At 44.8% G+C, this 21,587-nt stretch carries 15 protein-coding genes, 2 tRNA genes and 2 rRNA genes; 13 read left to right on the top strand and 6 right to left on the bottom strand.

The features are described from left to right. Window positions 1–38: 38 nt before the first annotated feature. On the bottom strand, window positions 39–437 hold the full coding sequence (locus tag AC6R05_RS00140) for a DUF2061 domain-containing protein (protein WP_150893351.1): 399 nt from the start codon (window positions 435–437) through the stop codon (window positions 39–41). 332 nt (window positions 438–769) lie between these two features. Here AC6R05_RS00140 and AC6R05_RS00135 point away from each other — a divergent pair, with 332 nt between their 5' ends. Beyond that, window positions 770–1,942 carry a YjgN family protein gene (locus AC6R05_RS00135; RefSeq protein ID WP_152469334.1) on the top strand — a complete coding sequence of 391 codons (1,173 nt, stop codon included), beginning with the start codon at window positions 770–772 and terminating at the stop codon, window positions 1,940–1,942. Then, window positions 1,942–2,943, top strand: a complete 1,002-nt coding sequence (locus AC6R05_RS00130; protein ID WP_500646223.1) for a M48 family metallopeptidase — start codon at window positions 1,942–1,944, stop codon at window positions 2,941–2,943. The genes AC6R05_RS00135 and AC6R05_RS00130 overlap by 1 nt, the downstream gene beginning before the upstream one ends. A 77-nt stretch (window positions 2,944–3,020) precedes the next feature. Here AC6R05_RS00130 and AC6R05_RS00125 read toward each other — a convergent pair whose 3' ends face one another. From AC6R05_RS00125 to pepA, 3 genes are all read right to left on the bottom strand, one after another. After that, window positions 3,021–5,894 (bottom strand): valine--tRNA ligase, encoded by a 2,874-nt coding sequence (locus AC6R05_RS00125; protein WP_500646222.1) that lies wholly within the window; start codon window positions 5,892–5,894, stop codon window positions 3,021–3,023. A 101-nt stretch (window positions 5,895–5,995) separates the two neighbouring features. Further along, a complete protein-coding gene (locus AC6R05_RS00120) occupies window positions 5,996–6,445 on the bottom strand; it encodes a DNA polymerase III subunit chi (protein ID WP_500646221.1) in 450 nt (149 codons plus the stop codon). A 92-nt stretch (window positions 6,446–6,537) separates the two neighbouring features. Next, window positions 6,538–8,046 (bottom strand): leucyl aminopeptidase, encoded by a 1,509-nt coding sequence (gene pepA, locus AC6R05_RS00115; RefSeq protein ID WP_032553239.1) that lies wholly within the window; start codon window positions 8,044–8,046, stop codon window positions 6,538–6,540. A 191-nt stretch (window positions 8,047–8,237) separates the two neighbouring features. Here pepA and lptF point away from each other — a divergent pair, with 191 nt between their 5' ends. After that, a complete protein-coding gene (gene lptF, locus AC6R05_RS00110) occupies window positions 8,238–9,338 on the top strand; it encodes an LPS export ABC transporter permease LptF (protein ID WP_032553238.1) in 1,101 nt (366 codons plus the stop codon). Window positions 9,339–9,341: 3 nt separating this feature from the next. Further along, window positions 9,342–10,412 carry an LPS export ABC transporter permease LptG gene (lptG, locus tag AC6R05_RS00105; protein ID WP_150869323.1) on the top strand — a complete coding sequence of 357 codons (1,071 nt, stop codon included), beginning with the start codon at window positions 9,342–9,344 and terminating at the stop codon, window positions 10,410–10,412. Between the two features lie 61 nt (window positions 10,413–10,473). Here the strand turns inward: lptG and AC6R05_RS00100 are convergent, their stop codons facing one another. Beyond that, window positions 10,474–10,950, bottom strand: a complete 477-nt coding sequence (locus AC6R05_RS00100; RefSeq protein WP_032553236.1) for an RDD family protein — start codon at window positions 10,948–10,950, stop codon at window positions 10,474–10,476. 193 nt (window positions 10,951–11,143) lie between these two features. Here AC6R05_RS00100 and AC6R05_RS00095 point away from each other — a divergent pair. After that, a tRNA-Leu gene (locus AC6R05_RS00095) sits at window positions 11,144–11,228 on the top strand. Between the two features lie 315 nt (window positions 11,229–11,543). On the opposite strand, the gene AC6R05_RS00090 is transcribed toward AC6R05_RS00095, so the two are convergent. Further along, window positions 11,544–13,220: an alkaline phosphatase D family protein gene (locus tag AC6R05_RS00090; RefSeq protein WP_500646220.1), complete on the bottom strand. Its 1,677-nt coding sequence runs from the start codon at window positions 13,218–13,220 to the stop codon at window positions 11,544–11,546. 341 nt (window positions 13,221–13,561) lie between these two features. Here AC6R05_RS00090 and AC6R05_RS00085 point away from each other — a divergent pair, with 341 nt between their 5' ends. From AC6R05_RS00085 to AC6R05_RS00050, 8 genes are all read left to right on the top strand, one after another. After that, the gene (locus AC6R05_RS00085) at window positions 13,562–13,903 is read left to right on the top strand and encodes a hypothetical protein (protein WP_331440732.1); all 342 of its coding nucleotides are present in this window, start codon (window positions 13,562–13,564) and stop codon (window positions 13,901–13,903) included. Window positions 13,904–14,274: 371 nt separating this feature from the next. After that, window positions 14,275–15,252 (top strand): response regulator, encoded by a 978-nt coding sequence (locus AC6R05_RS00080; protein WP_500646219.1) that lies wholly within the window; start codon window positions 14,275–14,277, stop codon window positions 15,250–15,252. Continuing rightward, complete coding sequence (locus tag AC6R05_RS00075) at window positions 15,252–16,214, top strand: sensor domain-containing diguanylate cyclase (protein ID WP_032553230.1); 963 nt, start codon at window positions 15,252–15,254, stop codon at window positions 16,212–16,214. Before AC6R05_RS00080 ends, AC6R05_RS00075 begins: the two co-directional genes overlap by 1 nt. Window positions 16,215–16,316: 102 nt before the next feature. Next, window positions 16,317–16,724 (top strand): VOC family protein, encoded by a 408-nt coding sequence (locus AC6R05_RS00070; RefSeq protein ID WP_500646218.1) that lies wholly within the window; start codon window positions 16,317–16,319, stop codon window positions 16,722–16,724. Between the two features lie 82 nt (window positions 16,725–16,806). After that, window positions 16,807–18,060, top strand: a complete 1,254-nt coding sequence (locus AC6R05_RS00065) for an HD-GYP domain-containing protein (RefSeq protein WP_500646217.1) — start codon at window positions 16,807–16,809, stop codon at window positions 18,058–18,060. Window positions 18,061–18,622: 562 nt separating this feature from the next. After that, window positions 18,623–20,175, top strand: a 16S ribosomal RNA gene (locus AC6R05_RS00060). Window positions 20,176–20,243: 68 nt separating this feature from the next. Further along, window positions 20,244–20,319, top strand: a tRNA-Glu gene (locus AC6R05_RS00055). A gap of 321 nt (window positions 20,320–20,640) precedes the next feature. After that, a 23S ribosomal RNA gene (locus tag AC6R05_RS00050) occupies window positions 20,641–21,587 on the top strand; the annotation flags it as partial.

Here is a 21,587-nt window from a genome sequence, read left to right as displayed (position 1 = left end):
GTAGACTCTCGACTTTTCCTTAGACATATCTCTCTACTTTAAGCGTGCTGGTGGTGACAGAACTGAGGAACATTGACCTCTGATTTACGCTGCCAAACTTTCTCATGAAAGTAGTAAGCGACTGTATTCAATGTTGGTTCTAACATCGCCATCACGCCGCCCACAAAGGCATCACCTGTTAGTAAGTAGACTACGGTAAACGCGACGCTGAAGTGAATGGTAGCAAAGCTAGCCGTTTTTAATTTGGTCATCCATTGACGAGCTTTTAGCGCTGGAACCTGAGCCCACGCCTTTTCATGAAAATAGAAAGCGACGGTATTCACTGAAGGCTCAATCATGGCAATTAAACTACCAATTAGAATGTCGCCAGTCAGAACGTAAGCGACACTAAACGCGATAGTAAAATGAAGTGCTGCAAAGGTTAGTGTCTTTTTCATGATAAATACTCAATCGTTGATGTGTTTCGATATGTTTATTATTGAGAATAATTATCATTAAATCTAATGGGAAGTTAATATTGTTTTGATAGGTAGAAACTATCAAAGAAGAACAAGCAAAAGGTGTCTTAAAAATAGTATGCGTTTATTAGTGATAAATACCTCATTAGTCCTTATCTAACTTATTGTAATTATTTGTAAAAATTATGATAGCTTCCTTTGATTTATTAATTCAGCTGATTGATCAGCATGGCGTGTTTCTATAGCGTGCTCTCTCCCAATGTGCACTTAGATGTACATGGTTTAATGATAAACGTCAGATGGAGTAAAAAATGGAAACCAAAGGGTTAGAAACTAAAGTTCACTTTAGTGGCAAAGGTAAAGAGTACTTTGGCATATGGATAGTCAATATCCTGCTATCAGTGATTACGCTTGGAATTTATTCAGCGTGGGCCAAAGTACGTAATAAGCGCTATTTCTACGGTCATACATCGATAGCTGGTGATAGCTTCGAGTACCATGGACAGCCAATGCAGATTCTCAAAGGCCGTGCTATTGCGCTTGTTTGTGTCTTAGTGTGGTCGATTGCAGAACAGTTTTCTCCTGAGCTTTCTTTGGGGTTAATCGTGGCTTTTGTTCTGCTGCTACCTTTACTCGCTCGCAGCAATGCACGCTTTGACGCGGCAATGACGAGCTTCCGTAATGTGCACTTTTCGTTTCACGGCACGGTTGCTGGTGCGTACTGGTCTATATTAGGTCGTGGCATGCTTGCCATGCTTGGTTTTGTTGCAGCTATGGCTGCCGTGATCTTTACCATGAGTCTTAATATGACTGCTGGTGTAGCAGCCATCCTTATACTCTTGCCTGCTTATGTCTACCTGCAGGCTTGGTCTTTGGTTGGTATGGCTAATTACTTCTCGAATGGCTACCGCTATGGTGAGCGCCAATTTAGCGCAGATTACAAAAACGCGTTTTACTTCAAGACCTATATGATCGCGACGATAGCGTGGCTTGTTATCACTGCGGTTTTAGTCGGAGCTTTCTTTATGATGGCGGGTGTTAATCTGATGAGTAACCCAGAATCGTACCTTGATCTCATGGGACATAGCGATCTAGCCGTTATCATGATTGGCTACTATTTTGGTTTCATTGCTATCGGTCTAGCCGTAGGCGCGTACCTGAAAGTGCGTGTTCGAAACTACACATTCTCGCAACTGGTTCTTCAATCTAGTGAAGCTGAGAGTGAGCCGAAGTTTACTTTCGCTTCGACTCTGACGGTTAAAGGCTACGTTAGCTTGGTTGTGGTTAACTTCTTGCTGCAAGTCGTCACGCTAGGTCTTGCTCGTCCTTGGGTTATGGTAAGAACGATGAACTATTTAGCAGACAATACCTCTGTTTACGGCGATCTTGATTTGCTGGTCGCTACTGACCAAGACTCTGATGTGAAGTCAGCGGTTTCTGATGAGGTTGCACAAGCCTTTGATGTCGATCTTGGTATTGGCTAATGTTATCTGGTGTCGCTCATCCGCCTCGCAGCTCTGAACGCTGTGAGGCAACATTAGAGATATCGCTCGACGGTATGTTGGTGATTAATGCCTGCAATCAACGCAGTTCGGCCAACGTTTCTGATGTGAAAATCAGTGTCGGTGTTGGCTCAACGCCAAGTAAGATCGCATTTCCTGACGGCTTGCTGTTTGTGGCGCAACCGAGTGATGAACTGACGGCGTTTTTAAAACAGCATGGTCAGCATGATTGGATGGGCAAGCTAGAGAAGAATGTTACGGCGATTCTGCTATCTTGTATCGTCATACTGGCGCTGACCATTGGAACATTTACTCACGGCATTCCTTGGCTAACAGAGAAAGTCGTTGCTTACCTTCCTGACTCAGCCTCAAAGATGGTAGAGGATAGGGTGTTAGTCTCTTTGGATGAGCAATTGTTTGAGCCATCGAACTTAACACTGTCGCAGCAAACTATGATTCGCCAGCGTTTTGAAAGTCATTTGGTAGCGATCGGTATTGATGAGGACGTCCGTTTGCTGTTTCGCTCCTCTGAGCTCGGTGCGAATGCTTTTGCCTTGAGCCACAGTACCATCATCGTGCTTGATGACTTGGTAGCGCTAACGGAAACCGAGCAGCAATTGGATAGTATCCTGATGCATGAGTTGGGGCATATTGAGCAACAACACGTCATGAAAGCGATTGTTCGTTCTAGCTTGCTTTCACTCTCTGTCGCAATGTTGACAGGTGAGAGCTCAGGTGTGATCGATAACTTAGCTGGGGTCGGGGTTTTCGTCGCCAATAATGGTCAGTCGCAGCAGGCAGAGCGAGAAGCGGATAGGTTTGCGTCGGATTCAATGTGGCAGATACACGGCACCAATCAGCCTATGATTGAGATGTTTGAGTTGTTACGAGAGAGCTCTGAAAATGAGGCTGAAATACCTGCGTGGTTAAGCACCCATCCAGAGTTAACCGAGCGTATAGATTCGCTAAAAAGTGCTCATTAGCGATAAACGACAAGATCAAAAAAGGGCAGAATTATCTGCCCTTTTTATATGCTCGAATTGGTAAGTTAATTAACCAATTACAGTGCAGCGATAGTCGCTTTCTGCTCTTCAAGCTTAGCTAGTGTCTCTTGGTAGCCTACTAGCTTCTCACGCTCTTTGGCGATAACCGCTTCAGGTGCTTTAGCAACGAAACCTTCGTTACCTAGCTTACCTTCGATACGCTTGATTTCGCCGTGAGTTTTCTTCACTTCTTTATCAAGACGAGCAAGTTCTGCATCTTTATCGATAAGGCCTGCCATTGGGATCATCAGCTCAGATTGACCAACTAGCTTAGTCGCACATGCAGGCGTCTCAGCGTCGTCTGCAAGAACCGTTAGGCTATCTAGCTTAGCAAGAGAGTTTAGAACTACCTTGTTCGCTTCGATACGTGCCGCATCTTTCTCGTTAGCAACTTTGATCATTACTTCTAGGCCTTTGCTAGGTGCAATGTCGTATTCCGCACGTAGGTTACGGATAGCTGTGATGAAAGTCTTAACCCATTCGATGTCTTCTACGATCTCAGCATCGAAGTTCTCTTCGTTAAACTGAGGAAGCGCTTGAGTCATGATAGTGTCGCCTTCAACACCGTCTACTAGTGGCTTAACGCTCTGCCAGATAGATTCAGTGATGTAAGGAAGCACTGGGTGTGCAAGACGTAGTGTCTTCTCTAGAACAGTGATCAGCATGTAGCGAGTCGCTTGTTGCTGAGCTTCTGTACCTTTCCATAGAACTGGCTTAGTTAGCTCTAGGTACCAGTCACAGAATTGGTTCCAGATGAATTCGTAAAGCGTGTTCGCTGCCATGTCTAGACGGTAGTTGTCTAGGTGAGCATTAAACTCTTTCGCTGCTAGCTCAAACTGAGATTCAATCCACTTATCCGCTAAAGAGAATTCCATGTTTGCACGCTCTTCAGCAGAAAGTGACATGCCACAATCGTGCTCTTCTGTATTCATCAGTACGTAACGGCTTGCGTTCCATAGCTTGTTACAGAAGTTACGGTAACCTTCAAGACGCTTCATGTCCCAGTTGATGTCTCGGCCAGTAGAAGCCATAGCAGCAAGAGTGAAACGCAGTGCGTCAGTACCGTATGGTTCGATACCGTTTTCGAAAGTCTTACGTGTGTTCTTTTCGATCTTCTTCGCTAGTTGAGGCTGCATCATGTTGCCACAACGCTTCTCTACTAGAGACTCAAGGTCGATACCATCGATCATGTCGATAGGGTCAAGTACGTTACCTTTAGACTTAGACATCTTATCGCCGTTTTCGTCACGGATTAGACCCGTTACGTAAACTGTCTTGAATGGTACTTGAGCTTTACCATTTTCATCTTTGTTGAAGTGCATGGTCATCATGATCATACGCGCAACCCAGAAGAAGATGATGTCGAAACCTGTTACTAGAACGTCTGAAGGGTGGAACGTCTTCAGATCTTCCGTTTGCTCAGGCCAGCCTTGAGTACCGAACGTCCATAGTGCAGAAGAGAACCATGTATCTAGTACGTCGTCGTCTTGGCGAAGAACGACTACAGGTGCAAGATTGTTGTTTGCACGTACTTCTTCTTCAGTACGGCCTACGTATACGTTGCCATCGTTGTCGTACCATGCCGGGATACGGTGACCCCACCAAAGCTGACGAGAGATACACCAGTCTTGAATGTCACGCATCCAAGAGAAGTACATGTTTTCGTACTGTTTAGGAACGAATTGGATTTCACCATCTTCAACTGCTTTAACTGCAGGCTCAGCAAGAGGTGCAGCGCGCACGTACCATTGGTCAGTTAGCATTGGTTCAATAACCACGCCACCACGGTCGCCGTAAGGAACCGTTAGGTCGTGATCTTTGATTTCGTCTAGAAGGCCTAGCTCTTCAAACTCAGCAACGATCGCTTTACGAGCAGCAAAACGCTCCATGCCGTGGTACTTAGCAGGTAGCTCAGTAGAGTAAACATCGCTAGCTTCACCGTTAGTAGTGAATACTTCAGCCGCATCACGGATGTCTGCGTTGAACGTTAGGATGTTGATCATTGGTAGGTTGTTGCGCTTACCAACTTCGTAATCGTTAAAGTCGTGAGCAGGAGTGATCTTTACACAACCTGTGCCTTTTTCCATATCCGCGTGCTCATCGCCTACGATAGGGATTAGACGGTTTACGATAGGAAGTAGGATTTCTTTACCGATAAGATCTTTGTAACGTGGATCTTCTGGGTTTACAGCAACACCAGTATCACCAAGCATGGTTTCTGGACGAGTTGTCGCAACAACAATGTAGTCTTTACCTTCAGCTGTTTTCACGCCATTTGCTAGCGGGTAGCGGAAGTGCCACATGTGGCCTTTTTTGTCTTTGTTTTCAACTTCAAGATCAGAAATTGCTGTGTGCAGTTTTGGATCCCAGTTTACTAGACGCTTACCACGGTAGATTAGGTCTTCTTCGTATAGGCGAACAAACACTTCTTGAACAGCGTTAGATAGGCCATCATCCATAGTGAAGCGCTCGCGGTCCCAATCTACAGAAGCGCCTAGGCGACGAAGCTGCTTAGTGATTGTGCCACCGGATTCGTTTTTCCATTCCCAGATTTTGTCGATGAAAGCATCACGACCGTAGTCGTGTTTAGTTTTGCCTTCTTCAGCAGCAATCTTGCGCTCAACAACCATTTGAGTTGCGATACCAGCGTGGTCCGTACCTACTTGCCAAAGGGTGTTTTTGCCCTTCATACGTTCAGCACGGATCAGAGTATCCATGATAGTGTCTTGGAACGCGTGACCCATGTGTAGGCTACCAGTGACGTTCGGTGGCGGAATCATGATGCTGTACGCTTCTTTTGATGTGTCACCGTGTGGCTTAAAGTAGCCTTTCTCTTCCCAAGCCTGATACAGGGCTTGTTCGATTGATGTTGGGTTATATGTCTTTTCCATAGTGCTCTTTACGGATACTGTGAATGGTTAATCTTGGTCAAACTTCATAAGTGAAGCTTCTTGAACCTTAATTCAAAGATAGCTTTAACTATGAGGTTTGACTATGGATGCTGAATCTCAATTGTTTGTAATTGATACCCAGCTTGACGGTAAATTTTATACCTTTCGCGCGCGAGTTGCTTCGCTTTTTCTTCGCAAGGCACGAAGTCTATCACCTGAGCAAAGGCGTTCGCAAAGGTTGTATGATTATCGGCCACATTTATTACCAATTGACGGTTCCAATTGGGCTTAACGCCCTCGTAACCAATTTCAATATTAGTGGCATATTTTGGACCTTCACCAACCAAGTTGTGCGCCATAAACTGCTCGGGTTCGACTTGCCAGAAGATTTCTGCAAGGCTCTCGGCATGCGCTTTGTTGTAGCAGTTTAGGTAGAGTTTTGCGCCTTGCTTAGCAAAGTGATGAGCGAGAAACAGCACGTACTCGGCAAAACCTTGTGGTTCTGCTTGAGGGCTGTCTGGCGACACAATGTAAAAAGTGGCTGTCTGCATAGCGCTACTAAAACTCGATATAAGTGAGGGACTAATTTCCCATCATAAGTTACTAAAAAAGGGCCCGTAGGCCCTTTTTATTATTTTGAAGATTACTCTTCAGTCTCATGGCCGCTGCGGTTCAATAAGAATTGGACTAGCATTGAGACTGGACGACCAGTCGAGCCTTTCGCTGCACCAGACTTCCACGCAGTACCTGCGATGTCGATGTGTGCCCAGTTGTATTTCTTCGTGAACTTAGACAAGAAACAACCTGCGGTGATAGTACCGCCTGGACGGCCACCGATGTTTGCCATGTCAGCAAATGGGCTGTTTAGTTGCTCGTGGTACTCGTCTGCCATCGGTAGACGCCATGCACGATCACTTGCTTGTTCAGAAGCGTTAACTAGCTCGTGAGAAAGTGGGTTGTGGTTCGATAGAACGCCACTGATGTGGTGACCTAGAGCGATAACACATGCGCCTGTTAGCGTTGCTACGTCAACCACGCAATCTGGTTCGAAACGCTCAACGTAAGTGAGTGCATCACAAAGAACCAAACGGCCTTCCGCGTCAGTGTTTAGTACTTCAACAGTTTGACCAGACATCGTTGTTAGGATGTCACCTGGACGATAAGCATTGCTGCCTGGCATGTTTTCACAACCAGCAAGAATACCAACAACGTTGATTGGTAGGTTCAGTTTAGCGAGCGCTTTCATCGTACCGAATACAGATGCAGCACCACACATGTCGTACTTCATCTCATCCATGCCTTCGCCTGGCTTCAGTGAGATACCACCTGAATCGAACGTTAGGCCTTTACCTACAAGTACAATCGGTTTTGCATCAGAATCTGGTGCGCCCTTGTACTCCATGATAGACATCATAGATTCGTTCTTAGAGCCACGACCTACCGCTAGGTAAGAAGTCATGCCTAGCTTTTCCATCTCTTCTTCACCAATGATCTTAGTCGTCACTGTGTCGAAATCGTCAGCAAGGCGACGAGCTTGAGATGCAAGGTATGCTGGGTTCGCGATGTTTGGTGGCATGTTGCCAAGGTCTTTCGACGCTTTTACACCTGAAGCAATAGCTAGACCGTGAGAGATCGCTTTTTCGCCTAGGCTTAGTTCACGACGCGTTGGTACGTTAAATACCAGCTTACGTAGTGGGCGACGAGTCTCAGGCTTGTTGCTCTTGAACTGATCAAATGTGTATAGGCCATCTTTAGTCGCTTCAACCGCTTGGCGAACTTTCCAGTAAGTATCGCGGCCTTTAACGTGCAGTTCAGTTAGGAAACATACTGCTTCCATAGAACCTGTTTCGTTAAGCGTGCTGATGGTTTTTTGGATAATTTCTTTGTATTGGCGCTCACCTAGTTCACGCTCTTTACCACAGCCTACTAATAGAACTCGTTCTGAAAGTACACCTGGTACTTGATGCAGTAGTAGCATCTGGCCTGGTTTACCTTCTAGGTCACCACGGCGAAGTAGTGAACTGATGTAGCCATCGCTGATCTTATCTAGCTGTTCGGCTACAGGAGAAAGGCGGCGTGGTTCGAATACACCGACAACGATACATGCGCTGCGTTGTTTCTCTGGACTGCCACTTTTTACACTGAACTCCATGCGTACTCCTACATCCTGAAGACAAATAGAACTAAATGTTAGATAATGCGATCTTACTTGTTGGATCCTACAATGGAACTAACCTTATAGAAGAGCGCTAACACTTAGCTAAAAATTTAAAAAATAAAAGGTTCAACGGGAAATTATAGTGATTCAATCAAAAAAACAAGTTTTGTATAGGTAATTTCAGCGTGATTATTGTTAGATATTTGATCCGCGAGACAATCAAGAGCCAATTTGCGATCTTTTTTGTCCTTTTTCTTGTATTTCTTAGCCAAAAATTTATCAGTGTTTTGGCTGACGCTTCGGACGGTGATATTCCCGCAAGTCTCATTTTATCGATTGTTGGCCTGAACATGCCTGCGATGGGGCTGTTGATGTTACCGCTGAGTATTTATATCGGTATCTTGCTGACATTTGGACGACTTTACGCTGAAAGTGAAATTGTGGTGATGAACGCCACTGGTATCGGTAATAAGTTTTTAATTCAGGCTGCACTCTACCTAGCCTTGATTACAGCGAGCGTTGCGGCATTCAACTCGCTATGGCTATCACCTTGGTCGCAAGACAAGGTTGAGCAGCTCTACGAAAAAGTAGCGGCAGAAAACAGTGTCGATCTATTACCTAAAGGCAAATTTGAAAGCACCCCTGACGGTTCTTCAGTTGTCTTCATTGATGATATTAAAGGTAATAAGCTGGAAAATGTCTTTGTTGCGCAGATTACGCCTCGCGATTCGATTCTACCAAGCGTGATGTTCTCGTCCTCTGGTGATGTAAAAGAGCTAAGTGATGGCCGACAAGTGATCGCTATGTATGATGGTACGCGCTATGAGGGAGTTCCGACGCGTGTTGATTATATGATGACGCACTTCGACGAGTACGAAGGCCTGATTGGTCAGCGAGATGTTAAGAAGAAAGGACGTGACTGGGAAGCAATTCCGACTCTGGATCTCATTAACCACCCAGACAATAATGCCAAGGCAGAGCTGCAATGGCGTATCTCTTTGGTTATCTGTATTCCGCTGCTAACTATGTTGGTTGTGCCGTTGTCTGCGGTAAACCCGCGACAAGGTCGTTTTGCCAAAATGGGGCCAGCGATTCTGATTTATCTAACGTACTTCTTAGCGATCAGTGCAACGAAGTCGTCAATAGAAGAGGGCAGCATCCCAGCCACTATTGGTATGTGGCCAATCAATGCCTTGCTGTTGATTGTAGCTGTCTCTGCAAACTTTATGGATAGCGTGCCAGTAAGGCGCATGAAAGAAAAATTCAAGAAGAAAAGGTTGGCCTAAGCCGTGTTTAAGATTCTCGATTTATATATTGGCAGAACCATTATCTCTACCACTGCTTTGGTGCTTGTGACTTTTGTTGGTCTGTCTGGGATCATCAAATATGTCGAGCAGCTAAGAAAGGTCGGTCGCGGTACTTACGATTTGCTACAGGCCTTGTACTTTGTTCTTCTCAGTATCCCGCGTGACATCGAAATGTTCTTCCCAATGGCGGCGCTATTAGGGGCGTTGATCGGCTTAGGTATGCTAGCTGCCAGTTCTGAACTAGTCGTTATGCAAGCTGCAGGTTTCTCTAAGTTAGATATCGGTCTATCGGTGCTTAAAACAGCAGTACCTTTGATGATCATCGTAACTTTGCTTGGTCAATGGGGTGCACCGCAAGCGCAGAAGATGGCTCGTGATTTAAGAGCTATCTCTATCTCTGGCGGTAGTATTGTTTCGACGCGAAGTGGTGTTTGGGCTCGTGACGCCAATGACTTTATCTTTATTGCCAAGGTCGATGATGAAAGACTTTATGGCATGAACATGTGGCGCTTTGACCAAAACAAAGAGCTTCAGTCGACCATCTTCGCTGAGCAGGTTGATTACGACGGTAATAACACTTGGACAATGTCAGACGTGCAGATCACCTCATTCGAGGATGATGTTCAAATTACCAAAGAGAGCCTACCGAGTTACTCTTGGCAAACTTCGCTTGCTCCAGACAAACTGGCGATTGTAACCGTGAAGCCAGAAGAGCTTTCATTAAGTGGTTTATATGATTACGTCTCTTATTTGCAAGCTTCTGAACAAGACGCGTCTCGTTATGAGCTCGCTTTCTGGCGTAAGGTAACACAGCCTCTGTCGATTGCTGTAATGATGTTGATGGCTCTGTCGTTTATCTTTGGACCACTGCGAAGCGTAACCATGGGCGCGAGGATCTTATCGGGTGTGATTGCAGGCTTTACTTTCTACATATCCAGTGAGTTCTTTGGACCGGTCAGTTTGGTTTATCAGATACCACCTGTGTTTGGGGCGGTCGCACCAAGTATCGTATTCTTTGGTATTGCCTTGATGCTGTTAAGGCGAAAACTATAGATGAGAAAAAGGGAAGGCGAGTGCCTTCCCTTTTTTTATTTCTGAAGTGATTCTTTTATAGCTATTGCGCTTTCGGTAGCACCACAACTTGGGTCTTAGCCCAGATATCATGGAAGCCACGCTTCTTAGGATCAAACGGAACACACAAGTTGGCCAATCCAAACCCTGATGTAGCTAAACGAATCAGAGCCTGAGTGACGCTAATTGCAGAGCCATCGCTGTTTTGCACGCGAAGCTTCCAAGCGCGCATGCCGAGAGTTTGTCCAGCGCGAGTCCAGAAGAATACAAAGAAGTAACACCAAACGGCTACGAGATAAAAGGTATAAGCTGGACTCCAGATGGGATGGTTAGTCAAGAAGTCGCTCACGTCTGCGTAACCTGCATGGCTAAACAGTCCCATTGCCATAAGGGCGTGGAGCAGAGCAACAACTACGCCACCTGCCATCATCTCAATAGCAAGGACAATCAGCGCATCATAGAACAGAGCACCTAAACGGCGAAACATACCAGCTGGTGGTAGTGTATTAGTAGAGGTCATGACAATACTTCTTTTAAAAATTTGGCGTCAGAATATAGGCTAAGCCCAAAAGTGGAAAGAGACATTGCGCACAGCTTATAACTTAGTGGCGAAATTATCGGCAAACACACGTAATTTCAAGTTTTTATACTTGCGACATTCATAAGCATACGTATAATGCCAAGCATCGAAAGGGCAATAGCCCCCAGATAATGCCGGTATGGTGAAATTGGTATACACGACGGATTCAAAATCCGTTGCCTTCGGGCGTGGCGGTTCAAGTCCGCCTACCGGTACCATATTTTAAGACAGAGCCTCAACGAACGTTGGGGCTTTGTTGTATCTGGAGCCTGGAAAGCGTTGCCTTCGTGGTGGCGGCAGGAATGCCTGTCCAATCAGTCCGCCTAACCGGTACCATATATAGAAAGGTCGCTTTTATAGCGACCTTTCGTCGTTTTGGGCGTTTGTGAATTTGAAATCCAGCGTGTCGGCTTGAGTGCAAGCCCAGTCAAGTCACCTACTGGTACCATATTCTATATGACAAAGCCTCGATTCACGTTGGGGCTTTGTTATATTTGGCGTATGGAAAGTGTTTAAGAAAAATGAGCTAGAGCTTATTCAAGAGTGAGTGTGACACCATCTGCTGTTGATGCAGTCTTTGTGGTCACTTGATAGTTTTTATCTTTAACACTAGAGAGCATGTACCAAGTAGATTGTGCTTTGTCTGGTGTAAAGGTTACACGCATAAAGCCGCGTTGTTTAATGTCTGTCCATTGCAACTCAGAGACCAAATGCGGCAATGTGTACTCCATTTGTGCGATCGCAACAGGTTCTAGCGATAAATATTCTTCTAAGCCTGGAGAGCTAACCGAACTTGTCGCAAACTCAACACCAACAGAGTTATTGGACACATCCTTTAACTCACTGGTCCATGCATTGTGTGTATCACCTGCTAAGCAAACAAAATGACCCTCACTCGCTTTGGCTATCTGATACACTCGTTCTCGCTCAACATAGTACCCATCCCAAGAATCGAGATTATATGGCAGCTTAATCGTATCTGAGCTTGGATCTGCAAGGTAATTTGAAATCGCATTGTTCACCGCGAGAAGTGCATCCATTTTCTGCTCGTCTGTGGCATTGAATAGCTGAAACATTGCTAACATAACCGAGCTCGGAAGTTCCATACGGGACATAAGAACTTGTTGCCCAAGAACGTTCCACTTGGCATCTTGGCTGTTAAACGCATTCATCAACCAAGCCAGTTGTTCAGTGCCAAGTAATTCTCTATCAGCACTGCGTGATTGTGCAACGAGTCCGCCAATCGCCTCCATCGTCGGTGCGCTAAGCGAAAAGTAGTCCAATGGCTGATCTCGCCCAACTAAGCGAGTATCGAGCATCATTAGGTTGATCAAATCACCAAACGAGAACTGACGATAAATTAACATATTCGAGAAGGTATTCTCGCGAACTGGTAACCACTCAGTCCACGCGGCGGCGGCGGCGGCGCGTCTGTCGATAAAATTGCCTTCATTATCTTGGTGGTTTTCTGCACTATTTTTCCATGCGTCATTCGCGAGTTCATGGTCATCCCAAACCGCAATCATTGGCAATGCAGCGTGTAAAGCTTGGAGGTCTTGATCTTGGCGGTATTGAGCATAGCGCTTTCGATAGTCATCTATAGTAATGCATTCGGTGCCTTTACTTGGCTCACGATCTAACTTAGCGGCATCTTCACTGGCATAACCACCGGCGCCATATTCGTAGATGTAGTCACCAAGATGTAAAACTACATCGAACGACTCTGTTTGATTCTGCTTAAGAATCTCTTTATAGACGTTGAAATAACCGGCGGGATAATTTGCACAAGACACGACAGCCATAGATGCTTTATCCACGCTGCCCTCAGGTAGAGTCTGTGTCATCCCAACGCTGCTGGTGTTCTCGCCCACCATAAAGCGGTAGTAATACTGAGTGCTCGGGTTGAGGTTTTGCACATCGACCTTAACCGTAAAATCTCGACTCGTGTCCGTGGCAAAAGTACCGCTTTGCTCAATGATAGAAAAATCTTCAGATCTTGAGATCTGCCATGCTACGTCTACGTAGCTGGCTGCGGTGGTTACTCGAGTCCAAATAATCACTTGAGTTTGAGTTGGGTCACCACTGGCAATGCCATGCTCGAATGAAGATGCAACGGCGGCGTTGTTATCGTCACCTCCACAAGCAGTCAGTGTAGTAGCAACGGCTCCTGAAGAGACGACTTTTATAAAGTCTCTGCGAGACAATGACATAGTAACTTCCTTTGTTTTTGTGTTTTTATTGATGCGCGTTTTCCAGCGCGGAATAATGAGCCAATTTAGGTATTGAAGGTGTTTGGTTAATTACTCTAAAAAAAACATTAACTTAGAAGCTAGTTATGACAATTGCATTTTCATTTGTTAATTTTTTGTTAAATTAAGTGTAAATACTCTAGCTTCATCACAGTTCCAACAAATTGAAAATTGATTCATAGGGTCAATATGGAAAGCATGGAGGTGCAGGGGGGCAAAAGATAAACATAACAAATGTGTTCAGGCCTGATTCATACGCTGGGGGATAACATCGCTTTATATTCAGACATAAGGCAAACAAGATGAAAAAACGAGTTATGGGCATTTCTCTAATCGCAGCGCTAACAGCTGGTACCGCTATGGCAGAAGTAAAGGGTGAAGACTTCAATGAGTTTCCTAAACAAGATGCAGCGCATTGCTTTGGTTGGGCGGCAGGGCTAGATAAAAATCAAGATTACGCAAAGTTCATTGTTGAACTATCCAAAGAGCGAACTAAGAGCGTTAAAGAAGATCCATATATCATGGAAGAGTTTGGCACTGCTATGGGGTATTCAGAAGCAATGGTAGAGTTTGCCGGAGCTGAAGCTGCCGATGCGAGATACAAATTGGTCTGCGAGCCAATCAAACAAAAATATGGTTTTTAAACGGTATATCAAAATAGTTAGTCTAGGCGTGGGTCGCTTAGACTTTTTGTTCACCCATGAGTTTTTATTGATTCTTCATTCGTTTAATAAATGGAAGCAAGATCTTACTAATTATTGATAGTTTTATAATTAATGAGAGGGAAAACTAAGAGGTGCGCTTTAGAAGGGGAGGGGTGAAACTGGTATCATTCGTGCTTTGTATCATAATAATGCTGTCATAATTTCTTTAAATAATGCTCGAGAGTTTGGCGTTTGTATAAACAATAGCTTTTGAAGCTGATATTTGCATTGTTTGAACAACAGATAGATCCAATCGCGAGTCTTGTTCTGCTACAAGCTCTCAATCTTACGCGTAAAATACGAGTATTGGCATGAACATAGTCATTTGTGACGACTCATCTCTAGCAAGAAAGTCTCTTCAGCGTTGTATCTCGCCAGCAGCTTTCGGCATCGTTACCTTCATGTGTTCAAACGGACGTGAAGCGATTGCGACTGTCATTGAAAATAGTATCGATCTGATGTTTCTTGATCTAACTATGCCAGAGATGGACGGTTATGAAGTACTCCAGTATTTGCAAGATTACGGGATAAGTACCGATGTAGTGGTGATTTCTGGGGATGTTCAGCAAGAAGCGAAAAGGCGATGCATGGAGCTTGGCGCTTCTTCGTTTATCGCTAAGCCATTTAATCAAGACGAAGTGACTCAACTTATTCAAAGCTACGTCTTCAAAAATCCTACCGCAGTCCAATCTCAACATTCGATTCAAGAAGAGCCAGATATCGATCCGCTCAGTAAGTTCCGAGAGGTTACTAATATTGCTCTTGGGCGCGGTGCTGCAGTGATTTCCGATCGTATTGGTAAGTTTATCGATCTACCAGTACCGAATGTCGGTGTTGTTGAAGCGAGTGAGCTGAATATGATCATTGCTGATGCCTTGCATAGAGACTCGGTACATGCGGTTACTCAGCGGTTTGTGGGCAATGGTATTCATGGCGAGTCCTTGGTATGTATGCGAGGACAAGACATTGGTGGACTGGGGCATGCGTTGGGCTTTCCGACGAGCGAATCAAACCACAATGAGATGATTCTCAACATCGCTAATTTATTGGTCTCGACTTATTTGAACTCTTTGGCAAGCCAGCTGGTGGTCGACTTTTCTCTGCGTCAACCTGTTACCGTTTCTAAAAATGAGCAAGATGAATTTTTGTCGATCCATCATGTAGAGCAAAGTGCATTCACGGTGGAGTTTACTTACCTGGCAGAGCATTTAGATTTTGAATGTGAAGTGCTACTGCTTTTAGACGGTGAGTCAGTTGAGACTTTATACCGTTTAATGGAGGTGTTGTAATGAGTCAGATCACCTTCGAAATGGATGAGTTACATTGGGCTTTGCAAGTCATGGATACTATTGATGTCGGGCTGGTGGTGCTAGATCTCGAGCATAATGTGTGTTTGTGGAATAGCTTTATGCAGAGCTACAGCGGCATCAACGGTGACAGAATCCTTCATCAAAACTTATTTGATGTCGTCCCTAACCTTCCTCAAGAGTGGCTTAAGGCTCAAATATCCGCCTGCAGTGAACTAAAAAGTCGAATCTTTTCAAACTGGGAAGATAGACCGCATATCTTTGATTTCAAAAACTACTCTCCGTTGTCACATCAACGTATCAATATGTATCAAAACCTAGTGATGACGCCTTTAACGTCGTTGAATGGTCGGGTATCTCACGTCTGTTTGATGGTACAGGATGTATCCGATGTGGCGAGTAGCAAACTGCAACTGCGTGATTCAAATGAGCGCTTGTCAACGATGAGTCGTACAGATGGACTAACGGGGTTATTCAACCGAGCATATTGGGAGTCTTGCTTAGCTCGAGAGTACGAAAGCGCAAAGTTGCTTTCTCAGCCGTCTGCATTAGTGATCTTTGATATCGACCACTTTAAGAATGTTAATGATACCTACGGTCATGGCGCTGGCGATGAGGTTATCCGACAAACAGCGCGGTTACTGAAAAAAACAGCAAGAAACTCAGACTTATGTGGTCGTTATGGAGGAGAAGAGTTTACGGTGCTGCTTCCTGGTACGACGGCTGATCAGGCACTTTATTTTGCTGAGCGGCTGCGTAAAAGAGTCGAAAAGTACGTGGTTGATACCTCATCTGGTCCGATTAATTTTACTGTTAGCTTGGGTGTATGCGAGCTTTCTTCTTGTATTGCTAGCCATTTGGAGTGGTTGGAATCTGCAGATAAGGCACTCTATCGTTCTAAGCAATCTGGGCGTAATCAAACGTCTTTGTTCCCTTTCGAATAGATTTCCCTAAGTAATACTAATTTTATCCTAAATAAATCATAAGATTACCTTTCAATTTGTCTTCTGTTGTCTATGTTTTAAATAGACAACAAGGAGATATCTATGCTGAAACTGACCCCTTACCTTTTTTTTGATGGACGCTGCGACGAAGCTTTAGAGTTTTATAGAAAATGCTTTGGTGGCGTCATCCTATCTAAGCAATATTTTAAAGATGCACCGCAAGTGGTCGAAGGGGCAGAACCCGATTGGATTATGCACTCAGAATTTGAAGCTTTTGGTATGAAGCTAATGATGTCCGATGGCGTGCATGCCAAGGAACTACAAGGTAATAACCTCGCGCTCTCATTAGTTACAGAAGATATTGCCACACAGGAACAGATCTTTGAGAGTTTGAAGCAGGGCGGCAGAGTAATGATGCCATTGGCAGACACCTTTTGGGGAGCGAGGTTTGGCAAAGTAGAAGACAAGTTTGGTATTCGCTGGATGATACATTGCGACTCAATGAGTTAAATGTGTAAAGTTGCATAATGAAATTGCTGTCCCATTTGATTAGAATTATAAATAGAGTTTTATAATCAAAGTTATATATAAAATGGGCAGCATAAAGATTACAGTGGACCGTATTCAGCCGGGCCTACACATACGATTACCGGTTAAGTGGAATGAACACCCATTTTTATTTAATAGCTTTAAAATCAAAGATGAAGAACAAGTTCGAGTCATTCGTCATCTCGGCATTAAGCACGTCTATATAAACCCAAGTCAGAGTGATACAACCCCTCTTCCTGTAGAGCAAGCCGCTTTAGAACCTCTAGATGAAATGTCAGACGTTTCGTTAGAAGCTGAGGCTATGTGGAAACATAAACGTGAGCGAATCGAAACTTTAAGCTCTTACCGTCGTAAAGTGAGTCATTGTGAAAAAGAGTTTGAACGCTCTCTCGCTCGAATGCGCGCCATTATGACCAAAATCAGAAATCGTCCTTTAGATGCCGCTGAAGAAGTAAAGTCTTTAGTTGATGATATCGTCGATAAGTTTTTGAGTGATGATAATGTTTCACTGCACTTAATGACGGGTAAGGGTGAATTTGAAGATCTCTATTTTCACTCACTTAATGTCTCGGTCATTGCTTTGATGATCGGTAAAGCTAAAGGGTATAGTAGTGAGCAATTAAAAGAGTTGGCGTTGGGTGCACTTTTCCATGATATCGGCAAAGTGAAAATCCCAGTGGCGATTCTTCGAAAGCAAACAGCTCTGACTGTGCCAGAAGCAAACTACTTAAAGCTGCATACCAAATACGGTGTAGATATTGTGGGTGCTATAGAAGGTATGCCTGAAAGCGTTCATAAAGTGATTGCTCAGCATCACGAAATGAATGATGGTTCTGGATACCCTGAAGGGCTCAAAGAGAATGAGATCGATGAGTTCGCCAAAGTTGTCGCCGTGGCGAATGCTTTTGATTCTCTGTGCCACAATAGGATTCTAGCGGATCAAAAAATTCCATACTTAGCATTGTCTCATCTATATAAGAGTTGTAAGCACCTATATAGCCACGAGAATTTGAATCACTTGGTTAAGTTAATGGGAGTGTATCCTCCAGGAACGGTAGTCCAGTTATCCAATGACTCTATCGGTATTGTTATCTCAGTAAATGCAGATCATATCCTTTACCCTAATGTTTTGATTTATGACCCGAGTGTACCTAGTACTCAAGCTCCGATCATCGATCTAGCAAGTAAAGATATAAAGATCTCTAGTGCGGTTCATCCGAGTAAATTGCCACAACAAGTACAAGAGTACTTAAATCCAAGAGCTAGGATTACGTACTTTTTCGATAATAACGCTTAACTTATCCACAGGGTGTTGTGAGTATTTTGTATAAAAATGCGTATATTTTTGTACAAATAAACCTTTGAGCGTTATTTGGTCTCTTAGCCTCTATTTTTCTATTTTTCTTCAATAAATGCTTGCCAATGTGAGGAGCATCTCTATAATGCCGCCTCACTGACACGGCAGACGCCACAAGGCTTCAGCGAAGAATGTTAGTTCGGCAACTAGCTTAAAGCGATATTTCGCTCCTACTTTTAGAAAGTAGAAATTAATTTTCAAAAAGTGTTTGACACTGAGAATTAAGTCGCTAGAATGGCCGCCTCTTCCGAAGTGATGTAAGTCACAACGAAGAGAAGCTCTTTAACAATTTAAACCTATCAATCTGTGTGGGCACTCGTTGATGAATATCACTAAGTTTGTTTTCGCTTTTAAAAGCAAAGGCAAACAGATACTTCGGTATCAAAATGATATCAATGAACTGAGTGACCAATCGATAATTTATTATCGGCACAGTCAATTCACAGTCACTATTCGTAAGAATAGGGAATGTAATCAGTATTCATTGAGTCGACAAAATCTTAAATTGAAGAGTTTGATCATGGCTCAGATTGAACGCTGGCGGCAGGCCTAACACATGCAAGTCGAGCGGAAACGAGTTATCTGAACCTTCGGGGAACGATAACGGCGTCGAGCGGCGGACGGGTGAGTAATGCCTAGGAAATTGCCTTGATGTGGGGGATAACCATTGGAAACGATGGCTAATACCGCATAATGCCTAAGGGCCAAAGAGGGGGACCTTCGGGCCTCTCGCGTCAAGATATGCCTAGGTGGGATTAGCTAGTTGGTGAGGTAATGGCTCACCAAGGCGACGATCCCTAGCTGGTCTGAGAGGATGATCAGCCACACTGGAACTGAGACACGGTCCAGACTCCTACGGGAGGCAGCAGTGGGGAATATTGCACAATGGGCGCAAGCCTGATGCAGCCATGCCGCGTGTATGAAGAAGGCCTTCGGGTTGTAAAGTACTTTCAGCAGTGAGGAAGGGGGTGTCGTTAATAGCGGCATTTCTTGACGTTAGCTGCAGAAGAAGCACCGGCTAACTCCGTGCCAGCAGCCGCGGTAATACGGAGGGTGCGAGCGTTAATCGGAATTACTGGGCGTAAAGCGCATGCAGGTGGTTTGTTAAGTCAGATGTGAAAGCCCGGGGCTCAACCTCGGAACTGCATTTGAAACTGGCAAACTAGAGTACTGTAGAGGGGGGTAGAATTTCAGGTGTAGCGGTGAAATGCGTAGAGATCTGAAGGAATACCAGTGGCGAAGGCGGCCCCCTGGACAGATACTGACACTCAGATGCGAAAGCGTGGGGAGCAAACAGGATTAGATACCCTGGTAGTCCACGCCGTAAACGATGTCTACTTGGAGGTTGTGGCCTTGAGCCGTGGCTTTCGGAGCTAACGCGTTAAGTAGACCGCCTGGGGAGTACGGTCGCAAGATTAAAACTCAAATGAATTGACGGGGGCCCGCACAAGCGGTGGAGCATGTGGTTTAATTCGATGCAACGCGAAGAACCTTACCTACTCTTGACATCCAGAGAACTTTTCAGAGATGAATTGGTGCCTTCGGGAACTCTGAGACAGGTGCTGCATGGCTGTCGTCAGCTCGTGTTGTGAAATGTTGGGTTAAGTCCCGCAACGAGCGCAACCCTTATCCTTGTTTGCCAGCGAGTAATGTCGGGAACTCCAGGGAGACTGCCGGTGATAAACCGGAGGAAGGTGGGGACGACGTCAAGTCATCATGGCCCTTACGAGTAGGGCTACACACGTGCTACAATGGCGCATACAGAGGGCAGCCAACTCGCGAGAGTGAGCGAATCCCAAAAAGTGCGTCGTAGTCCGGATTGGAGTCTGCAACTCGACTCCATGAAGTCGGAATCGCTAGTAATCGTAGATCAGAATGCTACGGTGAATACGTTCCCGGGCCTTGTACACACCGCCCGTCACACCATGGGAGTGGGCTGCAAAAGAAGTGGGTAGTTTAACCTTCGGGAGGACGCTCACCACTTTGTGGTTCATGACTGGGGTGAAGTCGTAACAAGGTAGCCCTAGGGGAACCTGGGGCTGGATCACCTCCTTATACGAAGATATTCACGATAAGTGTCCACACAGATTGATATGGTTTAGAAAGTTAAGAGATATCTTAGTGTCCCGTTCGTCTAGAGGCCTAGGACACCGCCCTTTCACGGCGGTAACAGGGGTTCGACTCCCCTACGGGATACCATCTTTAAGCGCATTTTCAAGTAGTGCTTTTAAAAATGGTTACTTCATTAAGAAGTGATCTAGCTCTTTAACAATTTGGAAAGCTGACTGATTTAAATAACACAGTTATTTAAATCAAATTAAAAGTTCTCAATGTTTATCCTTATTAGGATAAACACAACACAAACACATTCAAGTGTCTTGGCTTTTTGTCTTCACTTTTTAAAAGTGAAAATAAAGAGCAAAAATTGAGTCCGGCAAACACGTAATAAGAATTAACCCTTCTTATTACAACCAAAAACCTTGGTTGTTTACCATACATAAAGACCTCTTCGGGTTGTATGGTTAAGTGACTAAGCGTACACGGTGGATGCCTTGGCAGTCAGAGGCGATGAAGGACGTATTAACTTGCGATAAGCCCAGATTAGGTAGTAAAAACCTTTTGAGTCTGGGATTTCCGAATGGGGAAACCCACTTACATAAGTAAGTATCTTGTTGTGAATACATAGCAACAAGAGGCAAACCGGGGGAACTGAAACATCTAAGTACCCCGAGGAAGAGAAATCAACCGAGATTCCGAAAGTAGCGGCGAGCGAAATTGGATTAGCCCTTAAGCTTTTAATGATGCAGGTGAAGAGTCTGGAAAGTCTCGCAATAAAGGGTGATAGCCCCGTAACCGACACATCATAATCAGTGAAATCGAGTAGGGCGGGACACGTGATATCCTGTCTGAATATGGGGGGACCATCCTCCAAGGCTAAATACTACTGACTGACCGATAGTGAACCAGTACCGTGAGGGAAAGGCGAAAAGAACCCCTGTGAGGGGAGTGAAATAGAACCTGAAACCGTGTACGTACAAGCAGTAGGAGCCCTTCGAGGGTGACTGCGTACCTTTTGTATAATGGGTCAGCGACTTATATTCAGTGGCAAGGTTAACCGTTTAGGGGAGCCGTAGGGAAACCGAGTCTTAACTGGGCGTTCAGTCTCTGGATATAGACCCGAAACCAGGTGATCTAGCCATGGGCAGGTTGAAGGTTGAGTAACATCAACTGGAGGACCGAACCGACTAATGTTGAAAAATTAGCGGATGACTTGTGGCTAGGGGTGAAAGGCCAATCAAACCTGGAGATAGCTGGTTCTCCCCGAAAGCTATTTAGGTAGCGCCTCGGACGAATACTACTGGGGGTAGAGCACTGTTAAGGCTAGGGGGTCATCCCGACTTACCAACCCTTTGCAAACTCCGAATACCAGTAAGTACTATCCGGGAGACACACGGCGGGTGCTAACG

The sequence above is a fragment of the Vibrio sp. R11-SG3-ISO9 genome (assembly GCF_059834255.1).
The sequence above is the reverse complement of the archived record's forward strand: the minus strand, read 5'-3'. Positions and strand labels throughout refer to the sequence as shown.